The organism is Brevundimonas sp. SGAir0440 (genome assembly GCF_005484585.1).
GTDB lineage: Bacteria > Pseudomonadota > Alphaproteobacteria > Caulobacterales > Caulobacteraceae > Brevundimonas.
Genome location: NZ_CP039435.1, coordinates 269,958 through 287,602, shown reverse-complemented (window position 1 = coordinate 287,602; position 17,645 = coordinate 269,958). Strand labels below are relative to the sequence as shown.

Here is a 17,645-nt window from a genome sequence, read left to right as displayed (position 1 = left end):
GCGTCGTTCCAAGCGGCGGCCCGGACGGACCGCCGCTTTTGTTTTGGATACTCGTCGCTTGCGCGCAAGAACCGCCCAGGATCGCCAGCTGCTGGACCTCATCGACCCCATCGCGGAGTCGTTGGGCCTGGATGTCGTGCGCGTGCGCCTGATGACCGGCTCCAAGCGCCAGCGCCTCCAGATCATGGCCGAGCGGCCGTCCGACCACGACATTTCGGTCGAACAATGCGCCAAGCTGAGCCGCGCGGTGTCGGAAGTGTTTGACGCCGCCGACCCCATCCCCGGCGAATATATGCTGGAGGTGTCGTCGCCCGGCATCGATCGTCCCCTGACCCGTCCCATCGACTTCGACCTGTTCGAGGGCGAAGAGGCGCGTCTGGAAACGGACCGGATGATCGAGGGCCGCAAGCGGTTCAAGGGCGTGCTGGCCGGCTATGAAGACGGCAACGTCCTGATCGACCTGGACGGCGAAGACGACACCGCCCTGATTCCCTTCGACTGGCTGAGCGACGCGAAGCTGGTCCTGACCGACGCCCTGATGAAACGGGGCGCCGCCATTCGCGCCGCACGCGGCGAACCCGAAGACGACGGCCTTCCCGAAGGGGAAGCGTCCGACCTGACAACCGACACCACGACCCCTTCTGAGGACAACGCCTGATGGCCGTCACCGGTATTTCCGCCAACCGCCTCGAACTGCTGCAGATCGCCGACGCCGTCGCTCGCGAGAAGAACATCGAGCGCGAGATCGTTATCGAGGCGATCGAAGAAGCGATCCAGAAGGGCGCCAAGTCGCGCTACGGCGCGCACCACGACATCCGCGCCAAGATCGACCACAAGACCGGCGAACTGTCGCTGACCCGTCACGTCACCATCGTCGAGGACGACTGGATGCCGGAAGACGAGCTGGAAGAGTTCAACGACAGCGCCATGGTGCGCCTGAAGGACGCCTCCAAGCGCGATCCGGAGGCGGTGGTCGGCAAGGAATACGTCGAGAACCTGCCGCCGTTCGAGTTCGGTCGGGTGCAGACCCAGATGGCTCGCCAGGTCGTGACCGGTAAGGTCCGCGAGGCCGAGCGCGCCAACCAGTACGAAGAGTTCAAGGATCGCGTCGGCGAGATCGTCAACGGTACGGTCAAGCGCGTCGAATACGGCAACACCATCGTCGACCTGGGCCGTGGCGAAGGCGTTATGCGCCGCGATCAGTCCATCCCGCGCGAAGTGTTCAATATCGGCGACCGGATCCGCACCTACATCTACGATGTCCGACCCGAGGCCAAGGGGCCGCAGGTCATGCTGTCGCGCGCCCACCCCGGCTTCATGGCCAAGCTGTTCGCTCAGGAGGTGCCGGAAGTTTATGACGGCGTGATCGAGATCCGCGCCGCCGCCCGTGACTCGGGCTCGCGCGCCAAGATGGCCGTCCTGTCGAACGACAGCTCCATCGATCCCGTCGGCGCCTGCGTCGGCATGCGCGGCTCGCGCGTTCAGGCGGTCGTCGCCGAACTGCAGGGCGAGAAGATCGACATCATCCAGTGGAATCCGGACGAGCCGACCTTCATCGTCAACGCCCTGGCCCCGGCCGAAGTCTCCAAGGTCGTGCTGGACGAAGAAGCCGGGCGCGTCGAAGTGGTCGTGCCGGACGAGCAGCTGTCGCTGGCCATCGGCCGTCGCGGCCAGAACGTGCGTCTGGCCAGCCAGCTGACCGGCTGGCAGATCGACATCATCACCGAAAGCCAGGACTCCGAGCGTCGTCAGCGCGAGTTCGCCGAACGCACCGGCCTGTTCCAGGAAGCCCTGGACGTCGACGAAGTCATCGCCCAACTGCTGGTCACCGAAGGCTTCGCCACGGTCGAGGACCTGGCCTATGTCGATGCTTACGAAGTCTCGGAAATCGAAGGCTTCGACGAAGAGACGGCTGAAGAGCTTCAGGCCCGCGCCCGCGAATATCTGGACAAGAAGGCCGCCGAGCTGGACGCCAAGCGCGTCGAACTGGGCGTCGAGGACGGTGTGCTTCAGGTGCCGGGCGTGACCCTGCCCATGGCCGTCGCTCTGGGCGAAGGCGGCGTGAAGACGGTCGAGGATCTGGCCGACCTGGCCACCGACGAAATCCGCGGCGGCTATGAGGTCAAGAACGGCGAGCGGGTGAAGGTCCCCGGCGTTCTGGAAAGCTTCAACCTGGCCCAGGAAGACGCCGAGCTGCTGATCCTGCAGGCGCGCGTCGCCGCCGGCTGGATCGACGCGTCGGAACTGCCGCAGCCCGAGCCGGAAGACTACGAAGAAGAGGGCGATTACGCCGAGGGCGAATACGATCCGGACCAGGTGTTCGGCGACGCGCCTGCCGAAGACGACACGGCCGAGGGCGAAGAGTCCGACGCCGAACCGTCGAACGCGTGATGGGAGACCTGGCCACATATGAGCTTGCGCGACGCAACGATCGATAGGGAACGCCGGGACCTCGTCTCTCACGAGGTCATGGACGAATCTCGCCTGATCCGTTTCGTCGCCGGGCCCGATGGCCAGGTAGTCCCCGACCTGGGCAGGAAACTGCCCGGGCGTGGCCTGTGGGTCGAAGCCAGCCGCGCCTCGGTCGAGGCGGCGGTCAAGAAGAACGGCTTCACCCGCGCGGCCAAGACCAAATTGACCGCCCCGGCCGACCTGGCCGATGTCGTCGAACGGCTGCTGGCAAGGCGCTGTCTCGACCAGCTGGGTCTTGCCCGGCGCGAAGGCGTTCTTATATCCGGCTTTGAAAAAACCGCGGCGAGCCTGCGTGCAGGCAAGGCCGCCTGGGTGCTGGAAGCCGCCGATGGCGCGGCCGACGGGCGCGGAAAGATCCTCGCCCTGGCCCGTCATCAGACCGCCAAGATCTGCGGCGCGTTCACGGCGGACGATTTGAGTTTGGCCCTTGGGCTGGAAAATGCGATACACGCCGTCCTGCTTGCGGGCGGACGCGCCGATCGGTGGACCATCGAGGTCGAACGACTGGCTGGATTTCGGCCGCTCCGCCCCCCTCACTGGGACGTTTCCAGTGTCGAGGACGGATCGGCGGGAGCACCCCCGACAGGGGCGAGCTGAGGATTTTAGCGGCCGAGGGCCTGTCTCCAAGGGCGGAGACGGGCTCACGGTCGTTCATGGGTATTAGATGAGGACGGCGGGCCTTTCCGCCCCGAGTAAAGCGACCGGATGAGCGACGAAAACGACAAGACCAACCAAGGCCAGGGCAACACGGGCGGCACGCCGTCCCAGACGGGGCCGCGCGCTCCGCTGAGCCTGAAGCCGCGCGTTGTGGGATCGGTGCCGACCGGCACCGTGAAGCAGAGCTTCAGCCATGGCCGATCCAAGACGGTGGTGGTCGAGACCAAGCGCCGCGCCGGCGCCGGCGGACCGCAACGTCCGCAGGGCTTCGATGTCGCGCGTCCTCAACAGGCCGCTCAGGCTCCGCGTCCGCAAGGTCCGCGTCCGTCGCAACCCGCCGGCGGCGCCCTGTCGGCCGAGGAGCAGGAAGCGCGCCGCCGCGCCATCGCCCTGGCCACCCAGGCGAACGCCGCCAAGGCCGCAGCCGAAGCCGCCGCCAAGGCCGCTGCAGACGCCGCCGCCCGCGAGCAGGCCGCCGCCACCGAGCGCGCCGCACAGGCCGCCCGTGACGAAGCCGCCGCCGCCAAGGCCGCCGCAGAAGCCGCACGCGCCGAAGCCGCCAAGCTGACGGCTGCTGCGCCCGCCGCGCCGGCCAAGCCTGCGCCCAAGCCGGCCGCGCCGGTCGCGGCTGCGCCGACCCCCGCGCCCGCCGCGCCGGCTCCGGCGCCCGCTCCCGCCCGTCCGGCCGCTCCGGCCCGTCCGGTGGTCAACTTCGGCCAGCGCGTGCCCAAGCCCGGCAATCCCCAGCGCGCTGCGCCCGAGCGTCCGGCCTTCGGCGGGCGTTCGGCCCGCGAGCAGGCGATGGGCGGCGGCGATCGCGCCTATTCGGACCGTCCGCAGAGCGATCGCCCGCAAGGCGATCGTCCGCAGGGCGCCCGTTCCGGTCCTGGCGGCCAGCGTCCGCAAGGCGCCAAGCCGGCCGAGCCCGTCCGCTATTCGGCCCTGAACCCGCGCCCGGCGCCCGGCGCCGCCCGTCCTGGCGGTCCTCGCACCGGCCCTGGCGGTCGCGCCGCCCCGAACGCCCCGCCGGCCGAGGCCAATGTTCTGCGTCCGGCCCGTGCGCCCGGCGCCGGCTTCGGTCGTCCGGCCGGTCGTGACGACGATCGCGAGAAGCGTTTCTCCGACGCCGGCAAGGCGGTCAGCCGCACGCGCGGCGAGCCCAAGCGCCGTGAAGGCCGCATGACCATCCAGTCCGTGGTCGGCGACGGCGACGCCGCCGAGCGGATGCGCTCGCTGGCGTCGGTCCGCCGTGCCCGCGAACGCGAGAAGGAAAAGCGCAAGGGCGGCTCGACCGATGCGCCCAACCGTCCGCGCGAAGTCGTCATTCCCGACGTCATCACTGTGCAAGAGCTGTCCAACCGGATGGCCGTGCGCGGCGTCGACATCATCAAGTTCCTGATGAAGCAGGGCCTGATGATGAAGATCAACGACGTGATCGATTCCGACACCGCCGAACTGGTGGCCGAAGAGTTCGGCATGGCCGTCAAGCGCGTCTCGGAATCCGACATCGAAACCGGCTTCCTGGGCGAGGCCGACGATGCGGACGCCTCCGACACCCGCGCGCCGGTCGTGGCCATCATGGGCCACGTCGACCACGGCAAGACCTCGCTGCTCGACGCCCTGCGCACGACCGACGTCGCAGGCGGCGAAGCCGGCGGCATCACCCAGCACATCGGCGCCTATCAGGTCCGCCTGCCGGACGACCAGAAGGTCACCTTCCTGGACACCCCGGGCCACGCCGCCTTCTCGGCCATGCGGGCGCGCGGCGCCAATGTGACCGATATCGTGGTCCTGGTCGTCGCCGCCGACGACGGCGTCATGCCGCAAACCATCGAAGCCATCCAACACGCCAAGGCGGCCAACGCGCCCCTGATCGTGGCGGTCAACAAGATGGATAAGCCCGGCGCCACGTCGCAGAAGGTCGTCAATGAGCTGCTGCAGTACGAAGTCATCGCTGAAAGCCTGGGCGGCGACACCCAGATCATCGAGGTCTCGGCCAAGGAGCGGATGAACCTCGACGGCCTGCTGGAAGCCATCCTGATCCAGGCCGAGGTCATGGACCTGCGCGCCAACGCCGATCGTTCGGCCGAGGGCGTGGTCATCGAGGCCAAGCTGGACAAGGGTCGTGGTCCGGTCGGCACCGTGCTGGTCAAGCGCGGCACGCTGAAGCGCGGCGACATCGTCGTCGCCGGCGGTTCGTGGGGCAAGGTTCGCGCCCTGCTGAACGAACGCAACGAGCAGCTGACCGAAGCCGGTCCGTCGGTGCCGGTCGAGATCCTGGGGCTGGACGAGGCGCCGTCGCCCGGCGATGTCTTCGCCGTGGTGGATTCCGAGGCCCGCGCTCGCGAGCTGACCGAATACCGTCAGCGGGTGAAGCGCGAGAAGGCCCAGGTCTCGGGCGGCTCGGTGTCGCTGGTCGACATGATGGCCAAGCTCGGCTCCAAGAAGATCAACGAACTGCCGGTGGTCATCAAGGCCGACGTGCAGGGCTCGGGCGAAGCCATCTCGGCCTCGCTGGAGAAGATGGGCAACGACGAGGTCCGCGCCCGAATCGTCTATTCCGGCGCCGGCGGCATCACCGAGAGCGACGTCAACCTGGCCAAGTCGGCCGGCGCGCCGATCCTCGGCTTCAACGTCCGCGCCTCGAAACAGGCGCGCGATCTGGCTGAGCGCGAAGGGGTCGAGATCCGCTACTACTCGATCATCTACGACCTGCTGGACGACATGAAGGGCGTGCTTTCGGGCATGTTGGCGCCGCTGCAACGCGAAACCTTCCTGGGCAACGCTCAGGTGCTTCAGGTCTTCGACATCTCCAAGATCGGCAAGATCGCGGGCTGCCGCGTCACCGAAGGCGTGGTTCGCAAGGGCGCGCGCGTCCGCATCATCCGCGACGACGTGGTGGTGCTGGAACTGGGCGTGCTCAACACGCTCAAGCGCTTCAAGGACGAGGTCAACGAGGTGCCTTCCGGCCAGGAGTGCGGCATGCAATTCCAAGGCTTCCAGGACATCAAGGAAGGCGACTACATCGAGTGCTTCACGGTCGAAGAGATCAAGCGCACGCTGGACTAGTTCCTGTCGCGAGCACGAAGAGACCAAGGCCCGGAACTCAGGTTCCGGGCCTTTTCTTTTGCAGGCTGGACACGACGCGTTGGGCGGTGTGCGTTCGCGCTTCGCCAACGCCCATGCCTGTTCATTCGCGAACGGCGACCGTGCATCGCCGCAAGCGCGGTGGCGGAGGGCAGGGGATGGCGGCACGGTCTGGTCATCGAGGGCCGGTCGTCGGTCCTCTCGCTGACACAGGACACGCCGTCATGAAGACCGTCGCCGCCATCGCTCCCGTTCTCGCTCTCGCCGCCGCCCTCACCATTGCGGCGCCGGCCGCGCCCGCCTTCGCCGCCGACCTGACCGTCGCCTTCCCGAGCGCCGCGCCCCAGGGCCAGATCATGGTCGCCGTCTTCAACAGCGAGGCCAACTATGGCGGCGAGGGCCAGCCGGTCCAGGTCGCCATGCTGGATGCCGCCGCCGGCCAGACCAGCGTGACCTTCGACGGCCTGCCCGACGGCGACTATGCGGTGCGCGCCTTCCACGACCTGAACGCCGACGGCAAGATGAACACCAATCCCTTCGGCATGCCGGTCGAGCCGTTCGCCTTCTCCAACAACGCTGTCGGCAATATGGGACCGGCTTCGTGGGAGCGCGCCAAGTTCGCCGCCGCCGGCGCGATTACCCAGTCGATCGACCTGAAGTAAGCGACGAAAGCCGGAGTTCGATCATGATCCCTTCCCGCCGTTCCTTCCTGATGGGCGCCGCTGCGCTGTCCGCCGCCGTGGCTACGCCTGAAATGGTCCGCGCCGCCGCCGCCCTGGACGCCGTCGCCGCGACGAAGGCCGACTGGGCCCTGGCGACCCAGGACGTCGAAGTCGACATCGCGCGCCGGACGATGCGCCTGGTCCACGGCCGGGCGCCGACCGGGCTGCAGGGCGCGCTGTATCGCAACGGACCGGCCAAGTTCCGGCGGCCGGGTGGATCGGCGACCCACTGGTTCGACGGCGACGGCATGATGCGCGCCTTCCGCATCCAGGACGGTCAGGCGACGTTGGAGGCGCGGTTCGCCGACACGCCCAAGCGCCGCACAGAAACGGAACTGGGCGCTGTGGTCACGCCGGGTTTCGGCACCAAGGGCGACGCGCGCGCCCACATCGGCTCGAACGACGACGCCAACGCCGCCAACACCGCCGTCATGGTCGCCGGCGATCAGGTCTGGGCGCTGTGGGAGGCGGGATCGCCCCTGGCCCTGTCGGCGTCTGACCTATCGACGCGCGACTTCATCACCCTGCGCGACGACCTGAAAGGCATGCCGTTCCAGGCCCACCCGCGCTACGCTCCCGACGGCTCGATCTGGAACGTGGGGTCGGCGGGCGGTCAGGCCGTCATCTGGCGCCTGCGCCCGGATCGCAGCCTGAGCGACGCCCAGGTCGTGCCCCTGCCGCGCGCCAGCTATATGCACGACTTCACCGCCACCGACCGGCACGTGATCCTGGTGCTCCAGCCTTGGGTGTTTGCGACCCACGCCATGCCGGTGACCGCAGGCCTGGCTTGGCGACCGGAGATGGGGACGCAGGTCCTGGTGCTGGACAAGGACGACCTGTCCAGGCGCCGCCTCTATGAACTGCCGGGCTTCTTCCATTTCCACCTGGGCGACGCCTGGGCCGAACGCGACGGCACGATCCGCTTCGATGTCGCCGCCAGCGGCGATCCGCGCTTCGCGGTCGATGGCGCGCGGGTTCTGGTGGACGGGCATGGGGTCGTTCCGGGCGATCCGGCGAAGCTGGCTCTGATCACCCTGCGGCCGGATGGGCGCGCCGACATGAGCTACAGCGATGTCGTGGGTGAATTCCCCAAGGCCGATCCGCGTCGTGCGGGGCTGAAGCGCAACCTGACCGTCCATACCTCCGGCGAGACTCGCGGCCGGCCCTTGCCAACGGGACTGGCGGTCCACGACTGGGACAGCGGGCGCTCGCACGCCTTCGAGTTCGGCGTGCATCAGGTGGTCGAGGAGGCGGTCTTCGTAGCCAAGCCCGGCGCGACGGCGGAACGCGACGCCTGGCTGGTCGGACCGTCGGTCAATCTGAACGACGGGCGCACCGAGCTTCACGTCTTCGACGTGGCGCGGATCGAGGATGGCCCGGTCGCGACCTGGCAGGCAGACGTGGCCCTGCCGGCCGGCTTCCACGGCGTGTGGGCAGGGTAAGGGCCGCCCGGGCACAACCTTTGCGGGCCTTCACGGTTCGAAAAGGCTGACGTGCCAAGGTGAGACCATGACCCCCGTCCAGACGCCCGCCGATCTTCGCCCCATCACCGCCCTGCGCTTCGGCGCGGCCATGTGGGTCGCCGTCTACAGCTTCTGGGAAAACCTGGCGGGCGCGGGTCAGTCGGGCCTTGTCGCCAAGGGCTATCTGGGCGTCGAGCTGTTCTTCGTCCTGTCCGGCTTCATCCTCAGCCACGTCTATCTTCAGGCGGCGGGCGAGAAGCGGTTCTCGTACCGTGGCTTCCTCTGGGCGCGGATCGCGCGCGTTTATCCGCTGCATATCGCCACCCTGATCGGCGTGGGGCTGCTGGCGGCCGCCGCCCTGTTTGCGGGCATGAGCGTGGACGCCAATGTGCTGAGCTGGGCCTCGCTGCCCGCCAACCTCTTCATGGTTCACGCCTGGGGGCTGGCGCCGGTCGCGGGCTGGAACCATCCGTCCTGGTCCATTTCTGCGGAGTGGTTCGCCTATCTCTGCTTCCCGCTGTTCGCCTTCGTCTTCTGGCGCCTGCGTCATCGGCCGATCGCGGCGGTGGTCGGGGCTGCGGCCTTCCTCGTCATTCTCTATTTCGTGTTCGAGCAACTGGCCGGCTTCGCCCTGACCGAAGCGACGATCCGCTGGGGCGCGCTCAGGATCGTGCCGTGCTTCGCCCTGGGCTGCGCCCTCTATCTCGTTTATCGCCGCGCGCCGTTGAAGGCGCCGTGGCTGTGCGCCGCCATCTCGTTCGGCCTGATGGTGCTCAGCGCCGCGCTCGGCCTATGGGACGGCGTCACGGTTCTGCTGGCCGGCGCCCTGATCCTGTCGCTGGCCTCGCTGCCCAACGAACGCGCCGGATGGCTGGCCTCCAAGCCGGCCGTCTACCTCGGGGAGATCAGCTATTCGGTCTATATGGTCTGCGTGCCGTGGAAGCTTCTGGCGGTCGGTCTGGCGGCCAAACTGTTCGATGCGCCGGACAAGCAGCTTCAAATTTTCGTGTGGTTGGCGATCCTGGCCCTTCTGCCAGTTGTCGCGGCCGTATCCTATCATCTCGTTGAACGCCCAGCGCGCAAGGCTCTCAGAGACATGGCCGACAAGCGCGCCAAGCGTCACGACAAGGTTTCAGAAGGAAATATGAAGCACGGCGATATGCCGAAACAACTTGCGACAGGGCGTGATCCCGTGGCCTAAAGGGCGCTTCCAAAGGCGGGTCGGGATACCCCAAGCATGCTGAAACGGCTCAAAGCCGCCGCAGTTGCGGCGACCCTCGGTTTTTTTGCGCTGGGCGCCGTCCCCTCCACCGCAAAGGCTGATGAGCCCTATTGGCAGTGCGTGACCTTCGCGCGCATGTTCTCCGGCATCAACATCTTCGGCGACGCCTGGACCTGGTGGCGTCAGGCCGCCGCCAACTTCCGCACTGGCAAGGCCCCGGAGACCGGCTCGGTTCTGGTCTTCCGCCCCGAGGGCCGCATGAGCCGGGGCCACGTCGCCGTCGTTTCCGACATCCTGACCGACCGCGTCGTGCGCGTGACCCACGCCAACTGGGGCGGCAGCCGCGGCAAGGTCGAAGAGAACGTCACCGTTGTCGACGTCTCGCCCTCCAACGACTGGTCGCAGGTCAAGGTCTGGTACAACCCGATCAACGATCTGGGCACGACGGTCTATCCGACCTACGGCTTCATCTACAAAGGCGCCCGCGACGCCTTCGACGCCGGCCGTCAGATCGCCGCCAACGTCTCGGCCCAAGGCCAGCATTAAGGGCCGGCGCCAAGCTTGCACCGCCCGCCATCGCGGGCGATAGGCGGGCATGACCCAATCCAGCGACATCACCTACGCCGGCTATCTGGCGTTGGACGACCTGCTTTCGACCCAGCATCCGCTGTCGGACCAGCACGACGAAATGCTGTTCGTCGTCATCCACCAGACCAAGGAACTGTGGCTCAAGCAGATCCTGCATGAGACGGCCCTGGCCCAGTCGATGGTGCGCGCCGGCGACTTGGTCCCGGCCTACAAGAGCCTCGCCCGCGTTTCCCGCATCCAGGCGGTGATGACCCACAGCTGGGACATTCTGTCGACGATGACGCCGTCGGACTATCTGCGGTTCCGAGGGTCTTTGGGGTCGTCCTCCGGCTTCCAGAGCGACCAGTTCCGTCGTTTCGAGGCCATGCTGGGCCTGAAGGACGCCAGCTTCCTGAAGTTCCACGAAGACCGCCCCGAGGCCTTGGCGGCGCTTCAGGCCGCCATCGCCGCGCCCAGTCTTTACGATGACGCCTTGGCTCAACTGGCTAAGGCCGGTCTGCCGGTGCCCGCAGAGGTGTTGAACCGCGACGTGACCCAACCCTATGCGCCGTCCGAAGCCGTCGAGGCGGCCTGGCTGGAGGTCTATCGCGACACGGAACGGTGGTGGGTCCTGTATCAGCTGGCCGAGAAGCTGGTCGATCTGGACGACGCCCTGCTGACCTGGCGGCACAAGCATGTCGTCACGGTCGAACGCATCATCGGTCGGCGTCGCGGCACGGGCGGAACCGAAGGCGCCGCCTATCTGGCCTCGACCCTGACCAAACGCTGCTTCCCCGAGCTGTGGTCGCTTCGCACCAAACTTTGATGTCGCAGGCGGCAACCTTCGCCGCGCCGGGCCATTTCGCCGTTTGACCGCAACAGCGGAAGGAATGGACGAGATGAGCAACCCCAACGCCCACGACATCAAGGTTCTGAACGGCCTGATCGAAACGACGCTGGACAGCGCGGACGGCTATCGCGAAGCCGCCGACCAGACTCAGGACCCGCATTACCGCACCCTGTTCGAGCGCCGCAGCAGCGAGCGCCAGCAGGTCGTCGACGACCTGTCGGCCGCCGTGCGCGGCTTGGGCGGCGATCCGGAATCCGATGGATCGATCCTGGCCAAGGCCCACCGCGCATTTCTGGATGTGAAACACGCCCTGCTGCGCAACGATGATTCCGTCGTCGGTTCGATCAACTCGGGCGAGGGGTTCATCGCCAACAAATATGAAAAGGCGCTGGAAGACACCGGCATTTCCGCCACCACGCGCGAGACGATCCGGCGCGCCTATGCGGCGGTGAAAACCGAGCATGAGCAGATGGAGGCCCTGAAGCACAGCCTTGAAGGCCAGCGCGACGCGGCCAACCCCTTGTTCCCGGAGTAATCCCGGACTGACGGAATAGAAAAAGGCCCCGGCGTCACCGCCGGGGCCTTCGTCATTTGATCGTCTAGCCCACGCTCAAGCAGCGCGAAGCGCGTTAGCGCACCACAAAGTGGCCTAGGCTTCTTCGGTCTTGGCGGCCGAACCGGTTTCCGGAACGACGACGCCCTTGGCGGGACGGACCGTCTGGCGCTCGGCGATACGGGCCGACTTGCCGCGACGATCGCGCAGGTAATAGAGCTTGGCGCGACGCACGACGCCGCGGCGCTTCACTTCGATCGACTCGATGTTCGGCGACAGGATGGGGAAGCGGCGCTCGACGCCTTCGCCGAACGAGATCTTGCGGACCGTGAAGGTTTCGCTGATGCCGCCGCCGTCACGGGCGATGCAGACGCCTTCGAAGGCCTGAACGCGCTCGCGCTCGCCTTCCTTGATCTTCACATTGACGCGCAGGGTGTCGCCGGGCTGGAATTCCGGGATTTTGCGTTCGCCCAGGACGCGGGCTTTTTCTTCGGCGTCCAGCTGTTGAACGATGTTCATGTCATTTCTCCTCGGGCTTTGCGCCCTTTAGCTGTGAGTTGGCGAGATGCGCCTGCCAGAGGTCCGGCCGCCGCTCCCGCGTAGTCGTCGCCCGCTGCGCCTCACGCCATCCCGCGATCTTCTTGTGATCGCCCGACAGCAGCACCTCGGGTATCTCAAGCCCCTCGAACGTCCGCGGTCGCGTGTAGTGCGGGTGTTCCAGGAGCCCATCCTCGAAGCTTTCGGACGACAGGCTGTCGCCTGAGCCGAGTACGCCGGGGATCAGTCTTACGCACGCCTCGATCGCGACCATCGCCGCCGCCTCGCCGCCGGCGAGAACCGCGTCTCCGACCGAGACCTCCTCGAACCCGCGTGCGTCCAGCACCCGCTGATCCACCCCCTCGAAACGACCGCACAGCACGACGATCCCGTCGGCCTTCGCCCATTCCTTAACGCGCGCCTGGGTCAGGGGCCGACCCCGGGCGCTCATGTACAAAAGCGGCCGCTTGGGTCCCGGCAGGCTATCCACCGCCCGGGCCACCACGTCCGCCTTCAGCACAGCTCCCGGGCCGCCACCCGCAGGGGTGTCGTCCAGGAAGCCGCGCGTATCTGTGGAAAAGGCGCGAATGTCAACCGTTTCCAGGCTCCACAAGCCCTTCTCGCGCCAAGCCGTGCCGATCAGAGACACGCCGAGCGGACCCGGAAAGGCCTCGGGAAACATGGTCAAGACGGTTGCGGTGAAAGGCATGGCGGCGGCTCTTACACCAAACGCGCAGGAAATGCGCGTCAGCGGATTACCTGCGCCATGCCGATGGATTTCGGCATGGTCGGCGCAAAGCCGTATTGTGCATACAGTCGGTTCGCCTCTCCGCCCGCGATCAGGCTGACGTAGGCGCCCTGCGCGTGACTGCGCAGCCGCTCCATCAAGGCCGTCATGATCGCCTTTCCCAGGCCGCGCCCCTGATGCGCAGGCTCGATGGCCATGTCGACGATCTGGAAGAACAGACCGCCGTCGCCAATGATCCGACCCATGCCGACCACCCGATCATCCCGTCGTACGACAACGGCGAACCAGGTGTGCGGCAGGCCGGCGATGGCGTTCGCCTCAGCTTTCGGGCTCAGGCCGGCGTTGATCCGGAGGCGGAGATAATCGGCGACCGCAGGCGTTTCGGCCGTCAACTCATAGCCGGCGATCATGCTTTCGGCGCCCCGCCGCCCGCCGCAATCCAGCTGTCGACCTGATCCTCCAGCACATCCAGCGGCACCGAGCCGGAGCCCAGCACGACCGCGTGGAAGTCCTTGATGTCGAACCGGTCGCCCAAGGCCGTCCTGGCGCGGTCGCGCAGTTCCTCGATCTTCAGCTCGCCAATCTTGTAGCTGGTCGCCTGGCCGGGGTTGGTGATGTAGCGCTCGACTTCCTTTTCGATGTCGCGCTCGGACAGCAGGGAGTTCTGGCGGAAATAGTCCATCGCCTGTTCGCGGCTCCAGCGCTTGGCATGCAGGCCGGTGTCGGTCACCAGACGCACCGCGCGCCACAGCTCGGTCGAGAGCCGGCCGACGTCGGAATAGGGGTCCTGATAGAAGCCCATCTCCTTGCCCAGCTGTTCGGCGTACAGCCCCCACCCTTCCGCATAGGCGCCATAGCCGCCGAAGCGGCGGAAGCGCGGCAGGCCCTCGATCTCCTGCGCATAGGCGATCTGGAAATGGTGGCCCGGCGCGCCCTCGTGATAGCTGATGCCCTCGATCTGGGGCTTCAGCACCTGGGTCATGTCCGACAGATTGACATAGTAGATGCCCGGCCGCGATCCGTCCGGCGCGGGCGAGTTGTAGAAGGCGATCGAGGCCGTCGCCTCGCGGAACGGCTCCACCGCCCGCACCTCCAGCGCCGCCTTGGGCAGGGTCGAGAACCATTGCGGCGCCGCCGCCATCACCTGGGCGATGAACCCACGCGCGTCGGTCAGATACTGCTCCTTGCCCTCGGGCGTGTTCGGATACTGGAACCGTGGATCGGTCTTCAGGAAGGTGAAGAAGTCCTGCAGCGAGCCGGTGAAGCCGACCTGGGTCTTGATGGTCTCCATTTCGGCCTGGATTCGGGCGACCTCGGCCAGACCGATCTGATGGATCTGCTCGGCGGTCAGGTCGGTGGTGGTCGAGAGCTGGAGCCGGGCGTTGTAATAGGCCTCGCCCTGCGGCAGGCGCCACACGCCCGCATCGCTGTCAGCCTTAGGCTGCACCTCGGCCAGGGCCGTCAGAACGGTCTCGAACCCGGTCTTGTAGGGACCGGTCAGGGCGGCGCGGGCTTCCGACAGCAGCCGGTCCTTCGTCGCCTGATCGGTCTCCAGGGCCGCGACCTTCTTGGTGAAGTCGGCCCAGACCGGATTGTCCGCCCCATCGTCGAAAGGCGCGCCGGTGATGACGTTGCGGGTGTTGGCGATGGACGGGGCGAAGACGAAGCGCGGCGAGACGACGCCCGCCGCCGCGCGCTGACGCAGTTCGTCTGCCACCTGATCCATCTGCGTCTCGGCGGCCTTGATCCGCGCGACATAGGCCTCGGCGTCGGCCACGCCGGAGACCCGGTGGTTGTTGATCAGAAAGACCGGCAGGCTGGTGGTCGGATTGCCGTTGGCGGCGAACTGAAAGCCCCAGTCGCGCCACTGGTTCGACAGCCGCGCCTGCTGGACGCCATATTCGAACATCCGCCACGACAGCGCCGCCTGCGGCCCCAGCTTCTGCGGATCGAACTGGGCCTTCATCTGCGCCAGTTGCGCCTCCTGAAGCGCCAGGGCCCGGTCGGCGGCGGCGTCCGACACGTCGTCCAGCTTGTCGTAGTCGGTCTTGATGCCCAGAGACGTCATCTGCTGCGGGCTCAGCGCGATCCGCGCCTGGAAGGCCTGTTCGAAGAAGGCGTTCAGCCGCGCGTCCTCACTTTCAGCCGCGGCTGTCTGTGCGGGGGCGGAGGTCTGCGCCAGCGCGGGCGCGGCGGACAGCACCGCCATCATGGCGGCGGACGAGATCAGAAGACGACGCATGAACAAACCCTCGTGAAACAGGGGGCACCTTCGGGGTCGCGTGCGCGCGGCGCAAGCGATCAATGCCGCCGCCGTTGCGGCGATCCGACACGCCGAAAGCAAAATCTTCGACACGGCGTCGCTTGATGCAACCCAAGTTCAGGGTCGGCGTTTCGACGAAACTTGACCATACCAACAAGGGTTCAAACCATGCGCAAGATCATCACCCTGTCCATCGTCGCCGCCGCTCTGGCCGTGTCGGCCTGCAACACCATCGCCGGCGCCGGCCGCGACGTCTCGGCCGCCGGTTCGGCCGTCACGCAAGGCGCCAACGACGCCAAGAACTAAGGCTTTCTCAAAAGCCGATGTTGCGAAGGCCCGCCGGATCCCGGCGGGCCTTTCTCGTATCCGGCGCATGACGGTGTTACGGTGCGCCATCATTCAGGAGACGGCGATGGGCTTTCTGGACAATGTGGTGAAGGGTCTCGGCGACGACGCCGCAGGCGGTCTGAGCGATCTGCTCAAGGGTCAGGGCGGCGTCGGCGGACTGGCCGAGAAGTTCGGTCAGGCGGGCCTGGGCGATGTCATCGGCTCCTGGGTCGGCACGGGGCCGAACGCCAACATCTCGCCTGAGCAGATCACGGCCGTCCTCGGCCACGGCCCCATCGCCGACATCGCCGCCAAGATGGGCGTGACCCCCGAACAGGCCGGCGAGACCCTGGCCGGTCTTCTGCCCGAAGCCATCGACCGCCTGACCCCTGGCGGTCAGATCGACGGCGCCGACGACCTGCTCGGCAAACTACCGGGCGGCCTGGGCGATATGATCGGCGGCTTTCTGAAGCGCTGAGGTTTATCGCAGTCGCCGCTTTTCGACCGTCAGCCTGATCCATTCGAGTATGCAGAAGACTACGGCGACCAGGCCAAGCGCGGCGGCGAACTGGAACATCGGCGCAAAGCCCGCTCGATCAACAAGTTCGCCCAGGGGTGCTCTTCCCAGCGTGCCGATCAAGAGCGCCAAAGAAGTAAAGACGGCGAACTGAACTGCTCCAAACAACCTGTTTGACAAGGCGGACAAATAGGCGACGAAGGCGGCGCCGGCGAAGCCGCCTGCGATGTTCTCTCCGGCGATGGCGACCATCAGGCGAGCGAGAGGTTCACCGACCCCGAAGGTCGAGAATAGTCCATATAGCCCCGTCGCCTGCATGAAGGGATCGATCACCGGCGCTCCCAAGGCGAGGTCCATCATCAGCAGATTGGTCGCTGCACTCAGAACGGCTCCGATCAGCAGGCAAGGCATGCGGCCGATGACGAGAAGCGCCCACCCTCCGAGGCCGATCCCCAGCAACGTCATCACCACGCCAAAGGTTTTGGACGCAAGCGCCACCTCGGTCATTGTCCGCCCTAGGGCGCCGCCCTCTGTCCCCAAGTAAAAGGGATAGGCGAAAGGCCCCCAGACCCCATCGGTGATGCGGTAGCTGAGAATTAGACCCAGCACGATCAAGGCGCCCCAGCCAAGCCTACCCATAAGTTCAACGAGCGGAGCGAGGATGGCATCATAGAAGCGCTCCGCGAGCCCGCCGTGCGATGTGTTTTGGGAAGGCGGCATCGACCGGCCTCGCCACACCAGAAATCCAGCCAATCCAGCAGGCAGCAAGACGGCTGCGGTCACGATCCAAGCGCCCCAGGTCTGTATGAACTCGCCGGCGCTGGGAGCAGGGGCAGTCGTCAGCGCCACGATCATGAATCTGATCAACATGAAGGCGGCCCATCCCCAAGCCGCGAGTGTCACGATGAGCGCGATCCGGCGCAGGGCCGGAGTGGCGATACGCTCACGAGCGATCGCCTGATTGGCGGCTACGACTGGTTCTGGCGCGATTATGGAGCCGAGCAGCCCCAATCCCATCAAGCCTGCGCCGATCAGGAAGGTGGCAGGCCAGCCGAGATTGTCCGCCAGAATCAGGGCGCCGGCGCCGCCGACCAGAGCCGCTGTACGAAAGCCGAGTTGATAGACTGCCGATAGTAGGTCCACGGGCGCCCGGTCGTCAGCAGCCTCGATCCTCCAAGTGTCGATCACGATGTCTTGGGTAGCTGAGGCGAAGGCGCCCAGCGCGGCAGCGAGCGCCAGAAATCCGATGGCCCCGGTTGCTGGATGTGACAGGGCGATGACGACAAAGGCTGCCGCCAAGACGATCTGACAGATGATCATCCACGAGCGCCTTTGTCCCAGCCGCCAGACGCCCGGCAGACGCAGCCCGACCGTCGGCGACCAAAGAAACTTGAAGGCGCCGAACAGGCCGACCCAGGACAGGACGCCTATCGTAGCCACAGACACATCCGCCGCCGACAGCCAGGCGTTCAGCGTGCCGAACAACATGGCGAAGGGCAGGCCAGAGGAGAAGCCCAGCAGCAACATCGCCAGAGTGCGCCGCTCTCTGAAGGCGGCCTTGATGACCCCGAGGCCCTTGGCCTGGGGCCGCAGCGCGGCGACTTCTTCTGCAGGGGTAGCTTGATCGGTCATGCACGGCTCCGGCGCGGCGGCCGGAAAC

At 66.7% G+C, this 17,645-nt stretch carries 17 protein-coding genes; 12 read left to right on the top strand and 5 right to left on the bottom strand.

The annotated features are described in order from the left end of the window. Positions 1 to 58: 58 nt before the first annotated feature. From rimP to E7T10_RS01295, 10 genes are all read left to right on the top strand, one after another. On the top strand, positions 59 to 658 hold the full coding sequence (rimP, locus tag E7T10_RS01340; protein ID WP_066555243.1) for a ribosome maturation factor RimP: 600 nt from the start codon (positions 59 to 61) through the stop codon (positions 656 to 658). Next, complete coding sequence (nusA, locus tag E7T10_RS01335) at positions 658 to 2,391, top strand: transcription termination factor NusA (protein ID WP_137720406.1); 1,734 nt, start codon at positions 658 to 660, stop codon at positions 2,389 to 2,391. Before rimP ends, nusA begins: the two co-directional genes overlap by 1 nt. Positions 2,392 to 2,409: 18 nt before the next feature. Continuing rightward, entirely contained in the window at positions 2,410 to 3,069 is a 660-nt protein-coding gene (locus E7T10_RS01330; protein ID WP_137720405.1) for an RNA-binding protein, read from the top strand. A gap of 108 nt (positions 3,070 to 3,177) precedes the next feature. Continuing rightward, positions 3,178 to 6,198: a translation initiation factor IF-2 gene (gene infB / locus E7T10_RS01325; protein ID WP_137720404.1), complete on the top strand. Its 3,021-nt coding sequence runs from the start codon at positions 3,178 to 3,180 to the stop codon at positions 6,196 to 6,198. A 242-nt stretch (positions 6,199 to 6,440) separates the two neighbouring features. Then, on the top strand, positions 6,441 to 6,878 hold the full coding sequence (locus E7T10_RS01320; RefSeq protein ID WP_137720403.1) for a DUF2141 domain-containing protein: 438 nt from the start codon (positions 6,441 to 6,443) through the stop codon (positions 6,876 to 6,878). Between the two features lie 23 nt (positions 6,879 to 6,901). After that, positions 6,902 to 8,380: a carotenoid oxygenase family protein gene (locus tag E7T10_RS01315; protein ID WP_137720402.1), complete on the top strand. Its 1,479-nt coding sequence runs from the start codon at positions 6,902 to 6,904 to the stop codon at positions 8,378 to 8,380. Between the two features lie 67 nt (positions 8,381 to 8,447). After that, positions 8,448 to 9,602: an acyltransferase gene (locus E7T10_RS01310; RefSeq protein WP_137720401.1), complete on the top strand. Its 1,155-nt coding sequence runs from the start codon at positions 8,448 to 8,450 to the stop codon at positions 9,600 to 9,602. Between the two features lie 36 nt (positions 9,603 to 9,638). Further along, positions 9,639 to 10,169, top strand: coding sequence for a CHAP domain-containing protein (locus E7T10_RS01305; protein WP_017505014.1), 531 nt, complete (start codon positions 9,639 to 9,641; stop codon positions 10,167 to 10,169). Between the two features lie 49 nt (positions 10,170 to 10,218). Beyond that, positions 10,219 to 11,016 carry a tryptophan 2,3-dioxygenase gene (locus E7T10_RS01300; RefSeq protein ID WP_055809435.1) on the top strand — a complete coding sequence of 266 codons (798 nt, stop codon included), beginning with the start codon at positions 10,219 to 10,221 and terminating at the stop codon, positions 11,014 to 11,016. Between the two features lie 73 nt (positions 11,017 to 11,089). Further along, positions 11,090 to 11,575 (top strand): PA2169 family four-helix-bundle protein, encoded by a 486-nt coding sequence (locus E7T10_RS01295; RefSeq protein WP_137720400.1) that lies wholly within the window; start codon positions 11,090 to 11,092, stop codon positions 11,573 to 11,575. A 114-nt stretch (positions 11,576 to 11,689) separates the two neighbouring features. Here E7T10_RS01295 and rplS read toward each other — a convergent pair whose 3' ends face one another. From rplS to E7T10_RS01275, 4 genes are read right to left on the bottom strand one after another with little or no spacing between them, the layout of a single operon-like run. Further along, positions 11,690 to 12,112: a 50S ribosomal protein L19 gene (gene rplS / locus E7T10_RS01290; protein WP_017505017.1), complete on the bottom strand. Its 423-nt coding sequence runs from the start codon at positions 12,110 to 12,112 to the stop codon at positions 11,690 to 11,692. Position 12,113: 1 nt separating this feature from the next. Then, complete coding sequence (trmD, locus tag E7T10_RS01285; RefSeq protein ID WP_137720399.1) at positions 12,114 to 12,839, bottom strand: tRNA (guanosine(37)-N1)-methyltransferase TrmD; 726 nt, start codon at positions 12,837 to 12,839, stop codon at positions 12,114 to 12,116. 38 nt (positions 12,840 to 12,877) lie between these two features. Further along, positions 12,878 to 13,288 carry a GNAT family N-acetyltransferase gene (locus tag E7T10_RS01280; RefSeq protein WP_137720398.1) on the bottom strand — a complete coding sequence of 137 codons (411 nt, stop codon included), beginning with the start codon at positions 13,286 to 13,288 and terminating at the stop codon, positions 12,878 to 12,880. Continuing rightward, complete coding sequence (locus E7T10_RS01275) at positions 13,285 to 15,120, bottom strand: DUF885 family protein (protein WP_137720397.1); 1,836 nt, start codon at positions 15,118 to 15,120, stop codon at positions 13,285 to 13,287. Before E7T10_RS01275 ends, E7T10_RS01280 begins: the two co-directional genes overlap by 4 nt. 189 nt (positions 15,121 to 15,309) lie before the next feature. On the opposite strand from E7T10_RS01275, the gene E7T10_RS01270 reads away from it, so the two are divergent. Then, positions 15,310 to 15,447 carry an entericidin A/B family lipoprotein gene (locus E7T10_RS01270; RefSeq protein ID WP_039247129.1) on the top strand — a complete coding sequence of 46 codons (138 nt, stop codon included), beginning with the start codon at positions 15,310 to 15,312 and terminating at the stop codon, positions 15,445 to 15,447. Between the two features lie 67 nt (positions 15,448 to 15,514). After that, positions 15,515 to 15,946 (top strand): YidB family protein, encoded by a 432-nt coding sequence (locus tag E7T10_RS01265; protein WP_240484668.1) that lies wholly within the window; start codon positions 15,515 to 15,517, stop codon positions 15,944 to 15,946. Positions 15,947 to 15,949: 3 nt separating this feature from the next. Here E7T10_RS01265 and E7T10_RS01260 read toward each other — a convergent pair whose 3' ends face one another. After that, complete coding sequence (locus E7T10_RS01260; protein ID WP_137720396.1) at positions 15,950 to 17,617, bottom strand: AmpG family muropeptide MFS transporter; 1,668 nt, start codon at positions 17,615 to 17,617, stop codon at positions 15,950 to 15,952. Positions 17,618 to 17,645 lie beyond the last annotated feature (28 nt).

Coding starts and splice junctions, on each gene's coding strand:
- E7T10_RS01265 (WP_240484668.1), top strand. CDS start 15,515: ATGACGGTGTTACGGTGCGCCATCATTCAGGAGACGGCGATGGGCTTT.
- E7T10_RS01315 (WP_137720402.1), top strand. CDS start 6,902: ATGATCCCTTCCCGCCGTTCCTTCCTGATGGGCGCCGCTGCGCTGTCC.
- E7T10_RS01305 (WP_017505014.1), top strand. CDS start 9,639: ATGCTGAAACGGCTCAAAGCCGCCGCAGTTGCGGCGACCCTCGGTTTT.
- E7T10_RS01260 (WP_137720396.1), bottom strand. CDS start 17,617: ATGACCGATCAAGCTACCCCTGCAGAAGAAGTCGCCGCGCTGCGGCCC.
- E7T10_RS01280 (WP_137720398.1), bottom strand. CDS start 13,288: ATGATCGCCGGCTATGAGTTGACGGCCGAAACGCCTGCGGTCGCCGAT.
- E7T10_RS01270 (WP_039247129.1), top strand. CDS start 15,310: ATGCGCAAGATCATCACCCTGTCCATCGTCGCCGCCGCTCTGGCCGTG.
- E7T10_RS01295 (WP_137720400.1), top strand. CDS start 11,090: ATGAGCAACCCCAACGCCCACGACATCAAGGTTCTGAACGGCCTGATC.
- nusA (WP_137720406.1), top strand. CDS start 658: ATGGCCGTCACCGGTATTTCCGCCAACCGCCTCGAACTGCTGCAGATC.
- rplS (WP_017505017.1), bottom strand. CDS start 12,112: ATGAACATCGTTCAACAGCTGGACGCCGAAGAAAAAGCCCGCGTCCTG.
- infB (WP_137720404.1), top strand. CDS start 3,178: ATGAGCGACGAAAACGACAAGACCAACCAAGGCCAGGGCAACACGGGC.
- E7T10_RS01275 (WP_137720397.1), bottom strand. CDS start 15,120: ATGCGTCGTCTTCTGATCTCGTCCGCCGCCATGATGGCGGTGCTGTCC.
- E7T10_RS01330 (WP_137720405.1), top strand. CDS start 2,410: ATGAGCTTGCGCGACGCAACGATCGATAGGGAACGCCGGGACCTCGTC.
- E7T10_RS01320 (WP_137720403.1), top strand. CDS start 6,441: ATGAAGACCGTCGCCGCCATCGCTCCCGTTCTCGCTCTCGCCGCCGCC.
- E7T10_RS01310 (WP_137720401.1), top strand. CDS start 8,448: ATGACCCCCGTCCAGACGCCCGCCGATCTTCGCCCCATCACCGCCCTG.
- trmD (WP_137720399.1), bottom strand. CDS start 12,839: ATGCCTTTCACCGCAACCGTCTTGACCATGTTTCCCGAGGCCTTTCCG.
- E7T10_RS01300 (WP_055809435.1), top strand. CDS start 10,219: ATGACCCAATCCAGCGACATCACCTACGCCGGCTATCTGGCGTTGGAC.